This is a genomic window from Streptomyces sp. NBC_01618, assembly GCF_045209435.1.
In the GTDB taxonomy this organism is placed as follows: Bacteria; Actinomycetota; Actinomycetes; order Streptomycetales; family Streptomycetaceae; genus Streptomyces.
Genome location: NZ_CP109297.1, coordinates 588,335 through 606,686, shown reverse-complemented (window position 1 = coordinate 606,686; position 18,352 = coordinate 588,335). Strand labels below are relative to the sequence as shown.

Genomic DNA, 18,352 nt, shown 5'->3' with positions numbered 1-18,352 from the left:
GACTTCACCCCCGCAGCGTAAGCACCCGCTGTCCAAGATCAGGGGGGTGCGAAGCGGTGCGGTCGTCCTGCCACACATGACACATACCACTTCAGTCCGAATAGCAGCTCTGCGCTACTTGGAGCGCGCGGCCGCTCGGACCGCCACACCCGCGAACGGCTTCTTCGCGGGTGCTGCCCGCACCCCCGCTCCCGCGCTTCAGGAGGAAGCCGGGCCCGCAGCGGCGGAGAGCCGAAATCGCGGCGCTGCCTGTTCCCAAGCGCAGGCGAACGAGTACCCGGGTACGAACGTCGCTCCGGCCCCGTCGGTGCACGGCGTGCGGCGGCGGGGCCGTGACTGCTACGTAGTGCTTCGGTCGAGTAAGCGGGGTTCGGCCGACGGCTATTCGGACGGGGGTAGCAATGTTCCGAGAGGTCCGAGATCCAGATTGAGGTCTTGCATGGAAAGGTCGTATCGAGCGCAGAGTTCCACCATACGCTCGTGCAGAATCATGAGTGTGGCGCCCAGCCGCTCCTCCTGTTCCTCGGTGAGGTCTCCGGCGTCGACCCGCTGCAGTGCCTGGCGTTCCATGAGCTGTCGCAGCAGCTCGACGATGGTGAGAACGAGCTTGATCAGGTCCCGTTCCACCGTGTCGGGGTCGGTGGTCACCCGATGTGTGGTTCCCTGCGCCTTCGAGCCGCTCGGCGGCAGGACGTCCTGCGGGGCGGCGGGCAGCAGACGGAAGGCACGGGCCGCCGCGTCGGCGACTTCGTCGAAGCGGTTGCCGGGCCGGCGGGTTTCATCTGTCATGGCTGCCTCGCAGGGGTGCCGGGGCGGGCCACGGGGAGGGGTTCTGTTCGCTGATGGAGACGATCAGCGCACGCAGCGAGATGCGTACAAGATCGATATCGGCGATTGAGAGTACGACGTCACCGGTGAGCACCACACCTCCGCTCAGCAGCCGGTCCAGCAGGTCGATCAGCGCGATCTGCCGGTCCGGCAGCGGCTCTTCTGCCGCGGCCAACGCCCCGCCGTCCGCCCTCACGGCGCGGCTCTCTTCAACGGTTCGGCTTCGGCGGGCGTGGCGAAGGAGTAGGGCGCCCAGGGCCCGGTCACCTCGATACGTACCCCTGGAAGTCCCTCGGCGGCCTGCATGACGTCGGCCCGGAATTGTTCGGAGTGCGCCAGCGGCACGAGGTAGGCGTCGTTGACGACGTTCTCTCCCGGCCCGCGGGCGAGTTCGCCTTGCTGGGTCCGGTGCTGGACCCGGTCAACGGCCACGTCTCGGGCCGCGTCCTCGACACGCCGGGCCGCCTGTTCGGCGTCGCGGTAGGCGTCGTCGCGGGCGTGGCGCTGCGCTCTGCGGTGGCTGAGATAGGCACGTCCGGGGCTCAGGGCCGGATCTGCGGACGGCTCTGCCGGGCTTTCGGTGGCCGCGGGCGCTTCGACGTAGATCTTGACGCCCCATTCCACCTGTGCGGCCAGGTCGGACAGCCGCTCGGCGAACGCCTCCCGGCGGGCATCGAGCATCTGCCCCACTCGCTCGTCGTCGAGGTACACGGTGGCCAGCCGGAGCGGCAGGACGGTGGTGCGCGCGGCCAGCGCCTCGATCACCCGGTGATGTGCGCGGGCGACCGACTCCAGCCAGTCCAGGTCCTCGAGGTGCGCGCGCAGCGCGGCTTCCTGGAAGTCCTGTGCGGGCACCGGACTGACTGCGACCACCACGTCACCGCAGTGTCCTGTGTGCACCAGACGCACCGGCGCGTCCGCCACTCCGGGGAGCCCGGACAGCTCCTCTTCCAGAACTCCGTCGGCGTCCCGCGCCACGGCGTAGGCGTAGGTGATGACCTCGGTCATGACTCATCCCGCTTCTGCGGCTCGGCCCGTTTGGTGCGTGATGTACGTGCGGTGCGGCGGCGGGCCGCAGGGCGGCTCTCCTCGTCGTCGACCGGCGGCAGCTCACCGCCCTCGCGCATGGCCTCGATCTCGGCGCGCAGCCGCTTGTTCTCCTGGGCGAGTGAGCGGTAGCCGTCGTTGGCGCGTGAGGACAGCGCAGGATCATGCTCCCACCAGTCGATGCCCATCTCCTTCGCCTTGTCCACCGATGCGACCAGCAGGCGCAGCTTGATGGTGAGCAGTTCGATATCCAGCAGGTTGATCTGGATATCGCCCGCGATGACGATGCCCTTGTCCAGGACCCGCTCCAGGATGTCGGCGAGATTGGCCGAGGAGCCCTGACCGCCGTAGGGGCCGGCCCTGGACGGGAAGTCGCCCATCCTCCTGGCGACGGGTTGGTTCACGGCGCTGCACCTCTATCCCGGGTGTCCCGGCGTTGCGACGGGAGCGCGTGGCGGCGCTCCGTCTCCGCGGCGGCTGCCGCGATCAGGTATCGGTGCCCTGGACATGGGCCCTGATCTCTTCCAGTCGGTCCAGCAGCTCGTCCTCGCGCCGGTCGAAGGTTTCCTCGTCGATGTCTCCTGCCAGCAGCGCCTGCTCGAGCTCGGCGAGTTCCCGCTCGACGGGTGCGGGGTCGTAGTACTCGTTCTCCGCGGTCTCGACGACGCGCTCGATGACCCACGCCACGCCGCGCACCGGCGCCAGTGGCAGGGTGGCGAGTTGAGTCAACAGTCCCATGAGGACTCCTTAGACGAAGCTGTAGGCGGGCAGCGGGCCGAGCAGCCGGAGGCTGAAGTCCTCACCCAGCTCCTTGGCGAGATCCTGCTCCGCGCTGAGGAAGCTCTTCTCGTTGTCCCGCTCCACCAGGAAGGACACGCTCAGGAAGTCGTTCCCGGTCGCCTGCGACGCGCGTTCCTCCCGCGCGAATCCGCGCAGCGCATCGAGGACTTTGGCGGCGAGCTGATCCTGCCGCGCCTGCACTTCCTGGGAGACCAGTTCCCCGAGGGCGAGCGGCAGTTCCGGGCTGCTGCTGCCGCTTCTGATCTCCTCGTTGAGCCCGCGCGCCTCGTCGGACTCCTGAAGGATCTGCCGCAGCAGCGCATTCTCGTCCTGGGCGGCCTTCAGGTGGTATTCGACGCAGCCCTCCAGCGCCCGCAACCGTTCGGTGAACTCGTCCGTACGGTCCTCCAGCACCGCTCGTACGGCGTTGTCGTCCGTGGTGGTGAAGCCGAACTGCAGCGGTAGAACCGTGCCGTCGTCCATCAGCCGCTCCTGGACTGCTTGGTGCGCGCCTAGGTCGCGGCGTTTGGGCCGTAGCTCCTCGGGGGCGTCGCTGACGACCGCGGACAGCTTTTTGGTGTGCACTGTGCGGAGGGGCGAGGGCGGGTTCCCCACCCCGTCGAGGCCGGCCAGGCGTTGCGGATGAGTTGTCGCGACAATGGAGTAGACGTATACGGCCATGGCTCACTCCTTCCGGCGCCGGGCGGCAGGCCGACGCCTCGGCCGCTCCCGCCTCTCCTCGGGCTCCTTCTCCTCGTCGTCCTCATGTCCTCCCTTGAGGGCGTCGGTCACCATCTCTGCGGCCCCGCTGAGGGCTCCCTTGGCCTTGCCATGCGCTCCGCCTTCGGTCACCTCGCCGACCAGGTCGGTCAGCTCGGAGGGCGCCTTGCGGCCCTCCTCCAGGTCGAGGCGGTTACAGGCCTCTGCGAAGCGCAGGTAGGTGTCCACGCTCGCCACAACGATGCGGGCGTCGATCTTGAGGATCTCGATGCCCACCAGCGACACACGCACAAACACGTCGATGACCAGGCCGCGGTCCAGAATCAGATCGAGGATGTCGTAGAGGTTCCCAGACCCTCCTCCGCCGCCCCTGGAAATGGTTCCTCCGCCTTGCGGCACCACGGTCATGGTGCCTCCTCTCAGCGGCTCACGCCTGGTTCCGGGCGTGCTCTCCGCTCGTCTTGCGAACGGTGCTGCGATAGCAGCCCAGACCCTAGCTACGCCGGTCGATCTGCCCTCGGGTGTAGCGACGGGTACGCTCGTACGCCACCAGTTCGCCCTCCTTGTCCAGCGTCACCCGATAGGTCGCCATCACGCTGGTGGTCATGGGGACACGTTCCAACTCCAACACTTCCACGTCCGCCTGCCAGCCGTCCTCCGTCGGCTTCACTGCCGAGACGGACTCGGGGGCTCGCCCCAAAAGCTCCTGGAGCTGCTCAGTCGCGTACCGCATAGCCCGCGGGGCCGAAACCCGGCGAGCCGTGCGCTTCGTTTCGCTCGTTCGGCTGCCGGCCCGTCCAACGCTGGTTTTCCTGGCGCTCTGCTCGCTGGACGGACGCCGGACGCGCTGCGTCTCGTGCTCTTCGCCTGCGGCCATGTTCCCTCTCCGGAATCGGAGACAACACGCTGCCCGCGCCACATTCACGACGCGCCACTTCATGATATACGGCCTGGGCTGACCGCATCTCGGGCCGCCTCGCCACGGCTCTGTCCACGCTGGGCACAACCCAGCCACGTGCCGCAGCCCCACCTGACTGTGTGCCGTCATAACTGCCCGTGAGTAGCGTCATGACTGTGGGGAGCAGAGCCCTTCCTCTGCGTCGACCCGTCCTCGGCGTGGCGAACCAGCAGGCCTGAGCGGTCGCGATGTCCCGATGGCATGTCAGGCCTCCTGGCGCAAGGGCGGCGGTGCCGGCATCAGGGCGTAAGCGTGGTCTCGACCATGCCGTCTTCCTCCCCTGGAAGCCTTGTATGCCTGCGGGCCTTCCAGGTGGGGCATGGGTAGCGGCTGTCCACACCGCGAACGTGTTCGTCGTTGAAGAGCGGCAGGACATCGTCGACTCACCGTTTGATGCGTTGGCCCTGCGAAATCAGGGAGTCTGCGGGTCGATTCCGGTGTGGGCTGCCGCGTCCCTACCTCCGCTGGGGTCGGCGCGCGCCTTCGGACCCATGTTCCGCATACCGTTCTCATTAGTTTCGGCAGTCCGCTCGCCCCGACGCGTCTCGCTCTCGACCTGACTCGCCGGTGGTTCCCCCCGCCCGCCGACCTTCTTGCTGCGGTCCCTCTGAGCACTACAGCGGGCGTTTCGCTATTTCCCTGGTCAGAGGCTTTTTCTTGAGTGTAATTGCCTGACGTTGCGTCAGGTGCGGGATTGGCGTGTCTGTCATTCGAACGATGGGTTTGTATATGGGCTGCCTCGGGCAGGGCGGCGTTCGAGGGTGATCAAAGATCTTGGAACTGGGTTGGGGGCGAAGGAACTTGAGGGCCGTTTGCTGCGGGTCGGCGCAAGACTCTCGCGGGTCAGCCACGACGGCGGATGCGGGACTGCGTGCGGGGCCTGCTGGGCCCAGTCGGCCAGAAAGACGGCTGGCAGCTCGCAGGATTTGCAGGTCACCGCACGTCCGATGCACTCAGAGGCTGCTCGCCGCCGCAGACGACCTCGCTTCGCTCGTTTCCTCCTTGGACGCCTTCCTGCCGGGCCGGGCGCGGGCGCACGTTCGTCGGCGTGAAGCAGCGGTGCGCACTGAGATTGTCCTGCTGACGGTTTTCGTCCACGTCCGCGACCGGCTGTGCTGTTTGGATCCCCCGTGGCCCTCGCCTGGTCTGTATCGCCGTGTGTATGTGTGAGGCGCATACTTGAAAGACCTGCGAGAACGGAGGGCGCCATGATCATCCTCGGCGTAATTCTGCTGGTCATCGGCCTGGTGGCCGGCATATCGATCCTGTGGACCATCGGTATCGTGCTCGTCGCGATCGGCATCGTTTTCTGGGTTCTGGGTGCCGTCGGGCATGCGGTGGGCGGTCGACGGCATTACTGGTAGGGCTGCTTGTTCCGGCTCTCCGTGCACGCGGCCATTGAGATGTCCAGCAGTTCTCGGTGTGCTCGGGTGCCTTGTGCTCTGCGCGGATATCGTGCCGGTCCGCAAATCGCTACCAGGGTTGGAACTTCAGCGTCCCGGATGGGAGTACACATGGCTGTACGTCATAAGCTCATCGCCCGGGAACCGTCCGCCGTCTGGGTGATTCTGGAGGACGAGAGCCGGTATGCGGACTGGGTGGTGGGGACCTTCGACTCCGCCCCGGGCAACGGGCGTTGGCCGGAACTCGGATCGTCGATCAAATACACGGTGCGTCTGGGTCCGAAGGAGTTCCGCGGACGCACGACGGTCCGTCGCCTCGATGCGCCGCGCGCACTGGAACTCGAAGCGGACGGGGGGCCGTTGGGTACGGCGCGGATTGCCATTGACGTCCGGCCGTGGGGCGACAAGACCTTGGTCATTCTCGACGAGCATCCGCTGCGTGGACTGGGAGGGAGTCTCCACAACACAGTTCTCGAAGCCCTTGCGCAGTTCCGGCACCGCAGCATGCTGCGGCGACTTGCGGAAGTCGTCGAAGGAATGCCCCGGGACGCGGGGTGAGCGATAGGCCGAGAGGGCCTGCTCCAACAATTCGTCTGCCTGCCGATGCCCCGGTGGGCAGCTAGGCATCGGTATGCCGGGTCTCTGTCCCGTTCCGCCCCGCTCATTCAGGTGGCGATGAGAGTGGTACTCCTGGAAGCAACCTCGCGGGCCACAGTTGCACGCAGCGTCCCGTCCTTGCCCTACGGGCGCCTCGTGTACACCGCGACCACAGTCGTGGAACAGCCTTTCGTGCACCCGGCCGGCACTGTGACCGTACGACCTGTGCCTGGACCCCGCAGCTATGAAAACGGTGGGCGCGTGCACCGTTGTCCGAAGCATCCCCAAACGTCGATCACCGCACGGCGGCTTACCCCGGCAGGAGCGATCGATGGCTCCGCTCAAGGTGCGAGGCGCCCGATACCGATCAGACTTGAATTCATGGCAGAAGAACGTCGGCCGCGCGCCGGGAAATCCTTGACGACAGCCGCTCGCCGCACGCCATTCGTGCGTGGAGCGGAACATGTTGCCCGTGCTGCCTGTCGGAGCCTGAATGGGCTGACCGACCGTCCCACGGAGGGCGTATCAGCCGTGAGACGTGTGTCGAGGACGGTTGGTGCGTCGTCGTGGACGTCCTTGAGCTGCCCCGGATTCCAGACACAACGAGCCTTCTTGCCTCCTACGAGGTACAGCTCGATCGGGACGGCGAACTCATGGGGTACCGCAGGGTCCGCCGCTAACGGCGGGGGGCCGCCGAAGAGCGATCCAGGTTTGCCCAATAACCGGAAAGACCACCCATGCCTGCGACCGCTGCCGAGGAATGCCGGCGGCGTGGGCACCCCGCCTGCCCCTCTGTGGACGGTCCGGCACGGGCAGGTTGCCGCAGTTGTCAGTGAGGCTCCTCAGAAGCTCCGCGCCTGGAGGCGTGATGTGTTGGCTCACCGAGATTTTTTGCTGCGCCTCTCGGATGAGGGCCCGGTACTGCCCATGCAGTTCGGGATGGTCGCTCCGGACGAGGAGACCGTGCGCGGTCAACTGGTCGTTAGCGAGATGGGTCACGTTGCTGCACTGGACTATCTCTCCGACGCGGTCACTTCCTTGTCAACCGCGGCGACAGCAACGACTTCCGAAGCGTGGCGGAGCGATTTGCCGACGCGCACCGCGAACACGTCGAGCGGCACTCACGTTCGGGCCGCCGGAGTCTGACATGGGACTGCCCGCGCTCCCCATCGCACCGGTCCGCGGCGTGGTCTGGGTGGCGGAGAAGCTCCACGATGCTGCCGAGCGCGAGCTGCAGACCCAGGAGTGCTCCGCGCCCAGCTGGCTTTACCGAACCGGGAACTTGAAGACGGAGACATCAGCCTGGAGGAGTCCCGCTCGCCCGGCTGCATGCTGCAGAAGACGGCCCCGAGCCGAACGATCGAAGGTGACGCACTCATGGATGACACAGCCAAGGTGACCCTTGCGGCCGCAGTAGTGGGCGGCTATGTGCTGGGCCGGACGAAGAAGGGCCGGCTGGCGCTGACCATTGCAACCTATCTGGCAGGCAGACGATTCGGCCTTGAACCCCGACAGCTTGCCGCCGAAGGGATGCGCAGACTCGGCGAGATTCCCCAGTTCGCCGAGCTGCAGGAGCAGCTGAAAGGGGAAGTCCTCGACGCGGGTCGAAAGGCAGTGACAGCCGCTGCCGACCGCGGCATGAGTTCGCTGGCCGACGCCCTCAGTGACCGTACGGCCCGGCTCGGCAAGAAGCGGGACGAGGGGGAGGAAGAGGGGGACGAGGAAGAGGAAGAGCCGGAAGAGGAAGAGGAGGGACAGCCGGAAGACGAATACGAGGAAGAAGAGTACGAGGAAGAGGAAGAGCCGGAAGAGACGCAGCCGCAGCGGCGCAGTACTCGGCGATCAGCCCAGCCCAGAAGGGAACCCAGAGGAGGCGCGGCACGCAAGAAGGCCGCTCCCGCCCAGGGAGAGAAGGCTCGGACGGCGAAGAAGACGGCGGCTCGGAAGACGGCTCCGGCGAAGAAGACGACGGCTCGGAAGACGGCTCCGGCGAAGAAGACGACGGCTCGGAAGACGGCTCCGGCGAAGAGAGCAGCATCCAAGCGCGCCGATCATCGGAGGTAGCCAGTCATGACCAGGACGGAAAGTGACCAGCCCGCAGTGGAAGAGTCGGGTGCGGATCGGCTTCGCGAAGAGCTGTCCAACTTCCTCACTGCGCAAGTGGAGAGACTCACTGAGAAGGCGGGCGACAAACTGACGGACGTCACGGAGCAGCTCACCGACGTAGCCGAGAGCGGGTCGCTTCCCGCAATCGGCTCCCGCATCCTCCAGGGCGACTCCCCCCTGAAGGCATTCGTCGGGGAGAAAGCCAAGGGCCTCAAGGACAACGTCGTGGGGAAGGTCAAGGAAGCATTCGGCGGCGGAAAGGGGAAACGCAAGTCAAGCGGCGGCAAAGTCATGAACATCATCGAGGTTCTCGATGTGGGAGTGCCTCTGCGTGTCGCGTACGACCACTGGACGCAGTACGACCAGTTCAGCAGCTTCGCGAAGGGCGTTCGCGACGTCTCGAAGAACGACGAGATGGCCAGTGACTGGAAGGTCAAAGTCGGCCCTTCCTCGCGCAGCTTCAAAGCGACTGTCCAGGAACAGATTCCCGACGACCGCATCGTATGGACATCCGAGGGCGCCAAGGGCACTACCCGTGGTGCGGTCAGCTTCCATGAGCTGGCCCCCAGCCTGACTCGAATCATCCTGGTCGTGGAGTACTACCCGTCCGGGTTCTTCGAGAAGACAGGCAACCTGTGGCGCGCCCAAGGACGCCGAATGCGACTCGACTTCAAACACTTTCAGCGATACGTCACCCTCGCCCAGGAAGAGCCCGAGGGCTGGCGCGGCGAAATTCGGGACGGTGAAGTCGTCGTGTCTCACGAAGACGCCGTGGAAGAAGAGGCCGCTGAGCAGGAGGACGTAGAAGGCGAGGAGCCCGAGGACGAGGACGAGCAGGGCGCCGACTACGAGGACGATGAAGAAGACGAATACGAATACGAGGACGAGGACGAGGACGTAACCCCCTCCAGGAAGCAAAGAGGACCGAGATGACGCCGTGACTGACGTCGACTTTCAGGCAGGGGATTCTACCTCGTCTCGGGGCCGCAGACCACCAATCTTGCCGACATCCTCGAACGCGTTCGGGATGTATGAGGACAGGACGTTGGTGACGGTCAGGGGCAGGCGGACTGCCGGTGGCTGGTTTCCAGCTGCCCCGTGTGGGCGGTGGTAGTTGTAGTGGATGTTCCAGACGCGGAGCGCATCTGAGCGTTGTTGCTCGCACTGCCAGCTCCGGGCGTAGAGGAATTCCTCGGCGCGGATGCGGTTGTATCGCTCCACTTTGCCGTTATGGCGAGGTGTGCAAGCACATCGTCGACGGCGCCACTCTGGTTGTGTTCAATCGGACCTTCGACCTGCCGTTCCTTGCCGCGGAGTGCCGACGCCACGGCCTGCCTACTCTGGAGGACCGAGTGGGGCGGCCGTTGAAGGTCGTGGACCCCATGCGGATCCACCAGAGCGTTCAGCGTCGTGGGGGAAGTAGCAGGCTGGCCGATCTGGCGCCTCTGTACTCTCCTGGGAACACCGCCTCGCACAGTGCTCTTGGTGACTGCTTGGCCACCTGGGACGTGCTGGCCGCGCTATGCCGTAATGAGAGTAGGGCCATTGTGCGCCGGGCGTTCAACGGGTCCGCGCGTGACGCCCAGGAGCTGACACTACGACACCTGCTCGCCTTGAGCTGAACTCGTGACGGTGCGCCGGTCTCAGCCTTGACTGGCGCGTCGAGCACGGTCGCGGGCCTCACCGGCGACGATGCGTCGCTTGTACCGCCACAGCTGCTTGCGTTCCTCCGTCGTGAGGTTGTCCGCGAGGCGGTTCACTCCGGTTCGTCTGCAGAAGGGACAATACGATGGATCCTGATATCCGGACCAGGGCCGCACTCGAGGAACACTGGCGGGCATCGGAACGTGGGGATACCGAAGCCGAGCACGCCATCTACGCAGCGGACGCGATCCTCGACTACCCCCAGTCAGGTGAACGATTCCGGGGCCGCGCGACGATTTCGGCGCAACGTAGCAGGCACCCTGCCAGTCGGCACTTCGCCGTCCACCGGATCGTTGGCAGCGGGGATCTGTGGGTGAGTGAGTGTGCCATCACGTACGACGGGGTGCCCACCTACTCAGTGAGCATTATGGAATTCTCCCACGGGCATGTGGTGCACGAGACGCAGTACTTCGCGGACGCCTTCGGTGCGCCTGAATGGCGGACAGCACTCGCGGAGCCGATGCCGGGCAGGAATATCGCCAGGGCTTGACCCAGGGCAAAGCCCTGTGCGCCCGGGCGTATCCGACCAGCGCGGAGCGATGGCCCCCCGGCTCGGTCAAGGGCCGTGCGACTCCTGGCTGATCATCCGCCAGGGCATCCCCGCCGCGTCATGGCCGACCGCGTCCGGGACACGACACGGGGCCGGCCGGGACGGACGTGCCCTACCGCGTGTGCCCCGCTCGGCTGCATGTCGGGTCGAGCGGACGATCGTCTCGGCATTTCCCGCGATATCGCCGACGGGCGAGTCGAGCTGATTCACGGCGAGACGTAGGTGAGGCACCCGCCGAGTTAAAACGTCACACTGACATAACGGAGCTTTTTCGCCCCGTCAGGCTGCACAGGACACAACCTCGCCGAGCTCCTCGGGTGTTCGGCGAGACGCCTCATTCCGTGGACCGGCCGGACACCCCGGCACTCGCGTATACGCGGCTCGCGAACTCGGCGATCTGCTCGTCGCTCAGATTCTTCGCAAGATTTGCCTCCGTGATCATGCCGACCAGGCGGTGACCACCCTCGACGTCGATCACCGGCAATCGCTTGATCTGGTGTTCCTCCATGGTCGTCAGGACATCGCCGGCGTCCGCCTCGGCATCGATCCAGTGCACCTTGGCCTTGAGGGATCCGGCCTGCACGGTTGCCGGGTCGATGCCCTCGGCGCAGCATTTGATGACGATGTCACGGTCGGTGATCAAGCCTGTGAGCTTGTTGTTGTCGCCGCAGATGGGCAGGCAACCGACGTTGAGATCGCGCATCATCTTCGCCACGTCGAACAGTGACTGGTGCGCACCGACGCACTGCACGCCGCCGGACATGATGTCTCGCGCTCGCAGTTTCTCAGCCATGATTTCCTCCCGTACCGACAGCGTTTCGTTGCCTCCCACGTCATCGATCACAACACGAATGGCTCAACACCGCTCCTCGGAAGCGTCAGCGATACAGGGATCCCGAGCGTCGCGCCCGACCGGATCGGACCCGAGCGGCCGAGGCGGACATCGGGAAGGGCCTTGTCGGTGCTGCCGGCTCCTTGGACGGAGCGCCTGGGGCCTACGAACCTGGAGCCGGTGCGGGTTGCCATTGCGGCTGCCGGTCCGCAGGGTCCGGCCGACGGCTCCACCGTGTCGCCGGCGAGGGGGCGGCGGCCCAGGAACCGGCGGCCTCCTTGTCGGAGTCGAGCACGTCCGCGTCGTAGAGATCCTGCAGCCAGTTGGTCTGGTAGATGGTGTCGAGGTAGCGCTCGCCGAGGTCCGGGCCGACGGCCACTGAGGTGAGTTCACGCGCGTCATGCCGGGCCAACCAGTCCGTTGCGCCGCTGATCACCGTGCCGGTGGAGCCGCCGAACAGGAATCCGCGCCTGGCCAGACGATGGCAGGCACGTATGGTGTCCGTCTCCTCGACACGAATCACCTCGTCGACATAGGACTCGTCGAGCAGCGGCGGGCGCATGCTCATGCCCAGACCGGGAATCATCCGGCGGCCCGGCGAACCGCCGAAGGACACCGAGCCGACGCTGTCCACCGCGATGATCCGCACCGGCCGGTGCCATCCCCGGAAGTAGCGCGCACAGCCCATCAGGGTCCCGGTGGTGCCGGCTCCGACGAACAGCACGTCCAGCCGCGGGAACTGACGGGCGATCTCCGGCGCGGTCGTGCGGTAGTGCGCCTTCCAGTTGCTCGGATTGGTGTACTGGCTGAGCCACACATACCGGTTGTCGGAGGCACACAGCGCGCGGACGTACTCGAGTCGCGCGCCGAGAAAGCCACCGTCGGCATCCTGTTCGGCGATCACGTGCACCTGGCTGCCCAACGCCTCCATCATCATTCTGTTCGTCAGATTGCCGCGGGAGTCCGTCACACACACGAACCGGTAGCCCTTGCTTGCCGCGATCATGCTCAGCGCCACGCCGAGGTTTCCGGACGAGGACTCGACCAGGATCGATTCCGGCGTCAGGATTCCATCCCGCTCAGCGGCCTCGACCATCTCGGTCGCGGCCTTCAACTTGATCGAGCCGGCGAAGTTGAAGCCCTCACACTTCAGGAAGAGCGAGTGCCCGAAGATCGACCGGAGGTCGACATAGAGATCCTCTTCATTGAAGGCGTAGGGAGCGGAAATGACGGGCACGATGGTCCTACCTTTCCTGATGTCTCCTCTGGCTGGAGCAGAGCACTTTCGGAATTTCCATCCGGCCGTGGTCGGGCTCCTTGCTTGTGCGGGCGAGACCCCGTGTCCGACCAGGCGGGACGGGGCCCTGCGTCAGCGGCTGCTGTCCCGTGCGTCAGGACCTGCTGCGACGTGACTGGTTGTCTCTCCTGGGACCAGCCCTGAAGGAGCCACCTGGGCTCTCGGCCGGCTCATCCGTAGCGGCTCAGTTCGTGGAAGAAGTCGTCGACGACGTGCAACTCTCCGCAGCGGGCCACCTCGTTGTACACGTACTTGCCCACCGCGAGGTCGAGCACCCCGAGGCCGAAGGGCGAGAACACCACCGGCCGGTCCGCCGGTACCGTCACCCGCCCGGCCATCACGTCGTCCAACGTGCCGTGCAGGAAGTCCCGGTTGCCCGTGAGCTGCTCGGCCAGATGCGGCGACGTATCCGCCTTGAGGCAGTGCTCGACGTCATCGACGATGTTGGTCGAGGCGAGCAGGATCTCCGGTGCGAGGTCGCGCAGCGACACATGCAGCACCAGCGGATTGTGTGCGAACCATGACAGGTTACTGACGTGCGGTTGACCGGCGACCGTGGCGAAGACGACCAGGTCGCTGTTTCGGATCAACTGTTCGGCGCTGTCGTGCACGGTGATTCGGCCGACGGTGTCCGACTGCTCCAGGTAGCACCGGAAGCCTGCCGCGCTCTCGGCGGACAGGTCGTGCACGCCGATCTCGTCGAACGACCAGCCGGTACCGACCAGGAAGGTGTGGATGTAGCGGGCGATCAAGCCCACCCCGAAGAACCCGACACGCGTCGGGCGCGGCCGGTCGCGGCTGAGCCAGTCGGCCGCCGACGCCGCCGACGCGGCTGTCCGGGTGGCGCTGATGATCGAACTCTCCAGACAGGCGAACGGGTAGCCGGTGTCATGGTCGTTGAGGATCAGCACGGCCGATGCCCTTGGGATGCCGGCCGTCACGTTCTTCGGGAAGCTGGAGATCCACTTCAGGCCGTCCACCCGTGTCCCCCCGCCGATCGAGGCGGGCAGCGCAATGATCCGGGAGGACGGGCGGTCGGGGAAACGCAGGAAGTACGACGGCGGGTTCACCGAATCACCGGCGCCGTGCACCCGGTAGGTGGCCTCGACCAACTCCGTGATCCGCTTCTCGCAGCCGTGCAGCGTGCGCCGGACCTGGGCACCGGAGATCACCGCGAACGGTGGCACGGTGATCGGTGCGACCCTTGCGGACTCTCTCGCGGTGGAATCGACGGTGGTCATCGCGTGGTCACCTCGACGGTCGGCGAGCAGTCGGCCAGACGCACCGGTTCGGCCAGGGCGACGAGGACCTCGCGTGGTCCCTCGAAGGGTTCCCTGCTGTGCGCGGTGCGGACGTTGTCGACGAGCATCAGGTCGCCGGCCTGCCACGGTTCGCGTGCGGTGTTCGCCTCGTAGACGCCGTTGAGCAGCTGCACGACGTCCTCCCCGATCGGGTCGCCGTTGCCGAAGCGGGTGTTGAACGGCAGCCCGTCGGCGCCGTAGACGTCCACCAGGTACTCGTGCACCTCGGGGGCCATCGTCCACTCGTTGAGGAACGCGATCTGGTTGAACCAGCAGCGTCGGCCGGTGACCGGGTGGCGCACCACGGCGCTGCGGCGCTGTCTGGTGCGCAGTCCACCGTCGGGCTGCCACTCGAACGTGATCGCGTTGGCGCGACAGTAGCGCTCGACGGCGTCCCGGTCCTCGGTGCCGAAGGCCTCGGCGACGGACGCGCCGATCTCGTCGTTGTAGCTGCGGGTGAGCAGCCAGCCCTCGCGCTCGAACCGCTCGGTCAACTCGGTGGGCAGCGCGTCGAGCACGGTCGGTGAGTCGGCCACCGCGGTCGCCCCGCCGTCGGTGGGCGCGCTGAGACAGGCGAACATCATCAGGCCGGGGAACTCAAGCGTGTAGCTCAGTTCGTGGTGCATGCACATCGGCTGGTTCGGCGGCCACTTCGACGAGGAGTACACCCCGTCGGAGTAGGTCTGGCGGGGCGCGAAGGCCTCCTGCTCGGTCATCAGACCGGTGGCCAGCTTTGAGAAGACGGCGCCGGTCTCGGCCGCGTCACGCAGACCGAGGCCGCGGACCAGGACCGAACCGTGCTCGGCGACGACCGCGCGCAGCGTGTCCCGGTGCTCGGCCGCCCAGGTCGGCGCGGAGCCGGTGACCTCGGCCCGCAGCCGTGGGGGTCTGCCGGATTCCAGTTCCACGTCGACCAGCGACGCCGTGGACGTGAGCGACATCTCGATCTCCTTTCAGTTGACACTCAGGAAGAAGCGAACAATTCGGCGGCGTACAGCACGGCCTTTGCTGCCTCGGCCGGACGGGTACGCAGGAAGTAGTGGCCGCCGTCGGAGAGCTCGTGCAGGTCGACCTGTTCGGCCAGAAGCTGCCAGTCGCGGTACCGGCGCGGGTACTCCGCCGTGCTCGGGTCGTCCGCGGCAACGACCACGGTGACCGGCGCGGACAGCTTCTGCGCAGGCGGGCGCTCCACGGCGTCGGCGAAGTAGTGGTGTGCGGACACGCAGTCGTGCCGGTAGGCGGCGCCGACGTGCTCGGCGTGCTGCGCACCCAGCTCACCGAGCGCGGTGTAGCCGCCGTCCGTGCTCAGGTCTGCGGCGATCTCGGCGTTGCTCCGCCCGGTCAGCTCGGTGATGGTGGCGCGCCGGGCGTCGGCGTCGCCGAGCAGTTGCGCGCCGAGGAACACCCGTTGGACGTCCACCCCGCGCTCCTGCAGCTTTCTGGCCGTCTCCACGGCCAACGCGGTGCCCGAGGAGTGGCCCCACAGCAGGACCCTGGTCAGGCCACGCCCGGTGATCTCGTCGACGACCTGCTCGACCACCTGTGTCATTGGCGCGAGCGGCTCGCTCTCGGCGGCCACGTCGTGACCGGGCAGCTCGACGGCGTAGACCGCCGGTCCACCGTCCGGCAGCGCCCTGGCCATCGGCTGGAAGTTCACCGCGTTGCCGCCGGCGTAGGGGAAGCACACCAGGGCTGCGGTCTGCGCACCGTCCGATTCCGACAGCGGCTGAAGCAGCCCGGCGCGCCGCTCGGACCTGCCGTCGACCAGCCCGGCCAGATCGGCGAGGATCGGGTGACGGGTGACGTCCTTGAGGGACACCGCGCGGTTCAGGACGATAGCCAGCTTCACTGCCGACAGCGAAGTGCCGCCCCGGTCGAAGAAGTGGTCCCGCCGTCCGATCTGGTTCTGCGGGATGCCGAGCACCTTCGCCCATGCGGCCGCCAACTGCTGTTCGGTCGGTGTATCCGGCGCGCGGTAGTCGTCCCGGACGACGTCGAGTTCTCCGGCGAGTTCCTGCAGAGTCCTTCTGTCGATCTTGCTGTTGGCCGTGAGCGGCAGTGTCTCCCGCCAGTGGAAGGCCGACGGGACCATGTACGCGGGCAGCGACTCACCGAGCCGGTCCGGCAGGACGTCGACCTCGAGCGGCCGCCGACCGGAGTAGAACGCCACCAGGCGCTTGCTCCGGTCGGCCCGCTCGGCGACCACGACCGCACCGTCGCGAACACCGGGCACCCGCAACAGCGTGTTCTCGATCTCGCCGATCTCGATCCGGAAGCCACGGATCTTCACCTGTGTATCGCGGCGGCCGAGGAACTCCAGCTTTCCCTCGGGCGTCCAGCGGCCGTAGTCGCCGCCCCGGTAGAGCCGGGCACCCTCACGGTGCGGATCGGCCAGGTAGGCCTGCCGGGTGCGCTCGGGGTCGTTGACGTATCCGCGGCCGACGCAGACGCCGGAGAAGACGATCAGACCGGGGGCGCCGAGCGGCACTGGGGTCAGGTGCTCGTCGACGACGTAGACGTGCACGTTGTTGACCGCGGGACCCAGCAGGACCCGGTCTCCTTCGGGCACGCGGTCCATGACCTCGTGGTTGGTGTCGTCCGAGGTCTCGGTCAGCCCGTAGGCGTTGACCAGCTTGATCCCCGGCTGGGCGGCGAACCAGCGCTGCACGAGCTCCTTCTTCAGCGCCTCGCCGGTGACCGACACGCACCGCAGGTCCGGCAGCTCGCGGGGGTGCTGCTTCAGCCAGGACACGACCACGTCCAGGTAGGAGGGTACGACCTGGAGGACGGCGACCCGGCCGTCGACGATCTTGTCGACGAACTGCTGGACGTTCAGGATCACCTCCTGCTCCACCAGCAGGGTCCGCCCCCCGACCAGGAGCCCGGACACCAGTTGCCACAGCGAGATGTCGAAGCACTGGGGTGCGGTCTGGGCGACCACCTGTCCCTCGCCGATCTCCAGGTCGTCGATCTTGGCGTAGAGGTGGTTCAGCATGCCCGCGTGCTCGCACATCGCGCCCTTGGGCTCACCTGTGGAGCCGGAGGTGAAGTAGATGTACGCGAGCTGGTCCGGTGCGACGTGGAGGCCCAGATCATCGTCGGCGTGGTCTTCCTCGTAGGCTGCGCCGACGAAGAGCTTCCGGACCCCGGACAGCGAGTCGAGGGCCTGGTCGAGCGTGGCGGTGCTGCCGGGTTCGGTCAGCACGAGCCCGCATGCGGCACGGGAGAGCATGGTCGCGAGGCGGTCGGCCGGGAAATGCGGCTCGATGGGCAGGTACACGCCGCCGGCCTTGAAGACCGCGAGGACTGCGGCCATCCAGTCCAGATTGCGCTCGGTCACCACCGCGACGACACCCTCGGGGCGCAGCCCCCGCGCCAGCAGGGCTCGTCCCACCCGGTTGGCGCGCGCGTTGAGTTCTCGATACGTCAGTTGCCGCTCCCCATGCACCGCGGCGACGGCGTCCGGGTGTGCCGCCACCCGCTGCTCGAACAGTTCGTGGAACCGCTGGTCAGGCAGTTCCCGGCGTGGACCGGCGAGTTCTTCGAGCTGGAAGTGGAGCTCCTCGGCGGAGAGCAGACTCTGCCGCCCGTGCTCGGCGTCCGGATCGGCGGCGATCAGCGCGAGCGCGGTGAGGTGGTAACCGGCGATCCTGACGGCGCAGTCCTCGTCGAGGGCGTCGGTCCGATACCGCAGCCGCAGCACAAGGTGGCCGTCGCGTTGCGAAAATCCCACCCACAGCACGGTGTTACCGGCGACTTCGCCGCCCACTCCGTGCGGATCGAACACGGCCTCGATCGACGGTTCGGCCAGGCCCAGTTCGCACCTGAGCTCATCTACCGGGAAGTTCTTGCGCGACAGCAGATCCGACGCGACCCGATGGGTGTCCAGCAGCAGCGTCCGCCACGAGTCGGGCTCGGTCGTCAGCCGGCAGGGCAGTGGCCGGCTGCCCTCCACGGTGACGTAACCGGTCGCGATCTCGCGCTCGCCGGACAGCGCGGCGAGTACCTTGGCGTGCGCTGCCAGCAGCACCGAGTCGAGCGGCATTGCCAGGTCCTTGGCCAGCCGGTCCAACGCCGCCACGACGTCGTCCGGGATCGGCGCCTCGTGTTGACCGACGCCCTTCACCGGGTTGAGCGTCCACCGCGGGATTTCGGTGAATCCACCGGCGACGAGCACAGCGCGCCAGAACTCCCGGTCGGCCTGCGCTTGCATTCCCATCTGTCGTCCC

General features: G+C 66.8%; 19 protein-coding genes and 3 pseudogenes. 8 read left to right on the top strand and 14 right to left on the bottom strand.

What is annotated here, in order from left to right:
- Positions 1-381: 381 nt before the first annotated feature.
- The 8 genes from OH735_RS02785 to OH735_RS02750 form a co-directional block, all read right to left on the bottom strand.
- Positions 382-789 carry a gas vesicle protein K gene (locus OH735_RS02785; RefSeq protein ID WP_406379150.1) on the bottom strand — a complete coding sequence of 136 codons (408 nt, stop codon included), beginning with the start codon at positions 787-789 and terminating at the stop codon, positions 382-384.
- On the bottom strand, positions 779-1,003 hold the full coding sequence (locus OH735_RS02780) for a gas vesicle protein (protein WP_406379148.1): 225 nt from the start codon (positions 1,001-1,003) through the stop codon (positions 779-781). The genes OH735_RS02785 and OH735_RS02780 overlap by 11 nt, the downstream gene beginning before the upstream one ends.
- Positions 1,004-1,020: 17 nt before the next feature.
- Positions 1,021-1,836: a GvpL/GvpF family gas vesicle protein gene (locus OH735_RS02775; RefSeq protein ID WP_406379146.1), complete on the bottom strand. Its 816-nt coding sequence runs from the start codon at positions 1,834-1,836 to the stop codon at positions 1,021-1,023.
- A complete protein-coding gene (locus OH735_RS02770; RefSeq protein WP_406386378.1) occupies positions 1,833-2,255 on the bottom strand; it encodes a gas vesicle protein in 423 nt (140 codons plus the stop codon). Before OH735_RS02770 ends, OH735_RS02775 begins: the two co-directional genes overlap by 4 nt.
- A 106-nt stretch (positions 2,256-2,361) precedes the next feature.
- A complete protein-coding gene (locus OH735_RS02765) occupies positions 2,362-2,613 on the bottom strand; it encodes a gas vesicle protein GvpG (protein ID WP_406379144.1) in 252 nt (83 codons plus the stop codon).
- A gap of 9 nt (positions 2,614-2,622) precedes the next feature.
- On the bottom strand, positions 2,623-3,336 hold the full coding sequence (locus OH735_RS02760; protein WP_406379142.1) for a GvpL/GvpF family gas vesicle protein: 714 nt from the start codon (positions 3,334-3,336) through the stop codon (positions 2,623-2,625).
- Positions 3,337-3,339: 3 nt separating this feature from the next.
- Positions 3,340-3,783 (bottom strand): gas vesicle structural protein GvpA, encoded by a 444-nt coding sequence (locus OH735_RS02755; protein WP_406379140.1) that lies wholly within the window; start codon positions 3,781-3,783, stop codon positions 3,340-3,342.
- A gap of 85 nt (positions 3,784-3,868) precedes the next feature.
- Entirely contained in the window at positions 3,869-4,252 is a 384-nt protein-coding gene (locus OH735_RS02750; protein WP_406379138.1) for a gas vesicle protein, read from the bottom strand.
- 1,289 nt (positions 4,253-5,541) lie between these two features.
- Here OH735_RS02750 and OH735_RS02745 point away from each other — a divergent pair.
- From OH735_RS02745 to OH735_RS02715, 7 genes and pseudogenes are all read left to right on the top strand, one after another.
- Positions 5,542-5,697, top strand: coding sequence for a DUF6131 family protein (locus OH735_RS02745; protein ID WP_406379136.1), 156 nt, complete (start codon positions 5,542-5,544; stop codon positions 5,695-5,697).
- A gap of 150 nt (positions 5,698-5,847) precedes the next feature.
- A complete protein-coding gene (locus tag OH735_RS02740; RefSeq protein WP_406379134.1) occupies positions 5,848-6,294 on the top strand; it encodes an SRPBCC family protein in 447 nt (148 codons plus the stop codon).
- A gap of 420 nt (positions 6,295-6,714) precedes the next feature.
- Positions 6,715-7,013: pseudogene (locus tag OH735_RS02735) on the top strand (gas vesicle protein).
- Between the two features lie 91 nt (positions 7,014-7,104).
- Positions 7,105-7,479, top strand: coding sequence for a GvpL/GvpF family gas vesicle protein (locus OH735_RS02730; RefSeq protein ID WP_406379132.1), 375 nt, complete (start codon positions 7,105-7,107; stop codon positions 7,477-7,479).
- A gap of 1 nt (position 7,480) precedes the next feature.
- On the top strand, positions 7,481-7,732 hold the full coding sequence (locus OH735_RS02725; RefSeq protein ID WP_406379130.1) for a gas vesicle protein GvpG: 252 nt from the start codon (positions 7,481-7,483) through the stop codon (positions 7,730-7,732).
- Positions 7,711-8,382 (top strand): annotated as a pseudogene (locus OH735_RS02720) (histone protein); the annotation flags it as partial. The gene OH735_RS02725 and the pseudogene OH735_RS02720, both read left to right, overlap by 22 nt.
- Positions 8,383-8,403: 21 nt before the next feature.
- Positions 8,404-9,372 (top strand): SRPBCC family protein, encoded by a 969-nt coding sequence (locus OH735_RS02715; protein WP_406379128.1) that lies wholly within the window; start codon positions 8,404-8,406, stop codon positions 9,370-9,372.
- A 21-nt stretch (positions 9,373-9,393) separates the two neighbouring features.
- On the opposite strand, the pseudogene OH735_RS02710 reads toward OH735_RS02715, so the two are convergent.
- A pseudogene (locus OH735_RS02710) lies at positions 9,394-9,681 on the bottom strand (integrase core domain-containing protein); the annotation flags it as partial.
- Between the two features lie 547 nt (positions 9,682-10,228).
- Between OH735_RS02710 and OH735_RS02705 the strand changes: the two are divergent.
- Entirely contained in the window at positions 10,229-10,633 is a 405-nt protein-coding gene (locus tag OH735_RS02705; RefSeq protein WP_406379126.1) for a nuclear transport factor 2 family protein, read from the top strand.
- A gap of 394 nt (positions 10,634-11,027) precedes the next feature.
- Here the strand turns inward: OH735_RS02705 and OH735_RS02700 are convergent, their stop codons facing one another.
- The 5 genes from OH735_RS02700 to OH735_RS02680 all read right to left on the bottom strand — a co-directional run bounded on the left by OH735_RS02700 (position 11,028) and on the right by OH735_RS02680 (position 18,342).
- Positions 11,028-11,486: a CBS domain-containing protein gene (locus tag OH735_RS02700; RefSeq protein ID WP_406386376.1), complete on the bottom strand. Its 459-nt coding sequence runs from the start codon at positions 11,484-11,486 to the stop codon at positions 11,028-11,030.
- Between the two features lie 202 nt (positions 11,487-11,688).
- Positions 11,689-12,762, bottom strand: a complete 1,074-nt coding sequence (gene sbnA / locus OH735_RS02695; protein WP_406379124.1) for a 2,3-diaminopropionate biosynthesis protein SbnA — start codon at positions 12,760-12,762, stop codon at positions 11,689-11,691.
- A 230-nt stretch (positions 12,763-12,992) separates the two neighbouring features.
- Entirely contained in the window at positions 12,993-14,063 is a 1,071-nt protein-coding gene (gene sbnB, locus OH735_RS02690) for a 2,3-diaminopropionate biosynthesis protein SbnB (protein WP_406379122.1), read from the bottom strand.
- Positions 14,060-15,064, bottom strand: coding sequence for a TauD/TfdA family dioxygenase (locus tag OH735_RS02685; protein WP_406379120.1), 1,005 nt, complete (start codon positions 15,062-15,064; stop codon positions 14,060-14,062). Before OH735_RS02685 ends, sbnB begins: the two co-directional genes overlap by 4 nt.
- A gap of 23 nt (positions 15,065-15,087) precedes the next feature.
- Positions 15,088-18,342 carry a non-ribosomal peptide synthetase gene (locus tag OH735_RS02680; protein ID WP_406379118.1) on the bottom strand — a complete coding sequence of 1,085 codons (3,255 nt, stop codon included), beginning with the start codon at positions 18,340-18,342 and terminating at the stop codon, positions 15,088-15,090.
- Positions 18,343-18,352 lie beyond the last annotated feature (10 nt).

Bases quoted from the DNA above. Each gene is read 5' to 3' on its own strand.
- OH735_RS02705 (WP_406379126.1), top strand. From the start codon at position 10,229: ATGGATCCTGATATCCGGACCAGGGCCGCACTCGAGGAACACTGGCGG.
- OH735_RS02785 (WP_406379150.1), bottom strand. From the start codon at position 789: ATGACAGATGAAACCCGCCGGCCCGGCAACCGCTTCGACGAAGTCGCC.
- OH735_RS02680 (WP_406379118.1), bottom strand. From the start codon at position 18,342: ATGGGAATGCAAGCGCAGGCCGACCGGGAGTTCTGGCGCGCTGTGCTC.
- OH735_RS02750 (WP_406379138.1), bottom strand. From the start codon at position 4,252: ATGGCCGCAGGCGAAGAGCACGAGACGCAGCGCGTCCGGCGTCCGTCC.
- OH735_RS02755 (WP_406379140.1), bottom strand. From the start codon at position 3,783: ATGACCGTGGTGCCGCAAGGCGGAGGAACCATTTCCAGGGGCGGCGGA.
- OH735_RS02770 (WP_406386378.1), bottom strand. From the start codon at position 2,255: ATGGGCGACTTCCCGTCCAGGGCCGGCCCCTACGGCGGTCAGGGCTCC.
- OH735_RS02715 (WP_406379128.1), top strand. From the start codon at position 8,404: ATGACCAGGACGGAAAGTGACCAGCCCGCAGTGGAAGAGTCGGGTGCG.
- OH735_RS02765 (WP_406379144.1), bottom strand. From the start codon at position 2,613: ATGGGACTGTTGACTCAACTCGCCACCCTGCCACTGGCGCCGGTGCGC.
- OH735_RS02740 (WP_406379134.1), top strand. From the start codon at position 5,848: ATGGCTGTACGTCATAAGCTCATCGCCCGGGAACCGTCCGCCGTCTGG.
- OH735_RS02725 (WP_406379130.1), top strand. From the start codon at position 7,481: ATGGGACTGCCCGCGCTCCCCATCGCACCGGTCCGCGGCGTGGTCTGG.
- OH735_RS02745 (WP_406379136.1), top strand. From the start codon at position 5,542: ATGATCATCCTCGGCGTAATTCTGCTGGTCATCGGCCTGGTGGCCGGC.
- OH735_RS02700 (WP_406386376.1), bottom strand. From the start codon at position 11,486: ATGGCTGAGAAACTGCGAGCGCGAGACATCATGTCCGGCGGCGTGCAG.
- OH735_RS02775 (WP_406379146.1), bottom strand. From the start codon at position 1,836: ATGACCGAGGTCATCACCTACGCCTACGCCGTGGCGCGGGACGCCGAC.
- sbnB (WP_406379122.1), bottom strand. From the start codon at position 14,063: ATGACCACCGTCGATTCCACCGCGAGAGAGTCCGCAAGGGTCGCACCG.
- OH735_RS02685 (WP_406379120.1), bottom strand. From the start codon at position 15,064: ATGTCGCTCACGTCCACGGCGTCGCTGGTCGACGTGGAACTGGAATCC.
- OH735_RS02760 (WP_406379142.1), bottom strand. From the start codon at position 3,336: ATGGCCGTATACGTCTACTCCATTGTCGCGACAACTCATCCGCAACGC.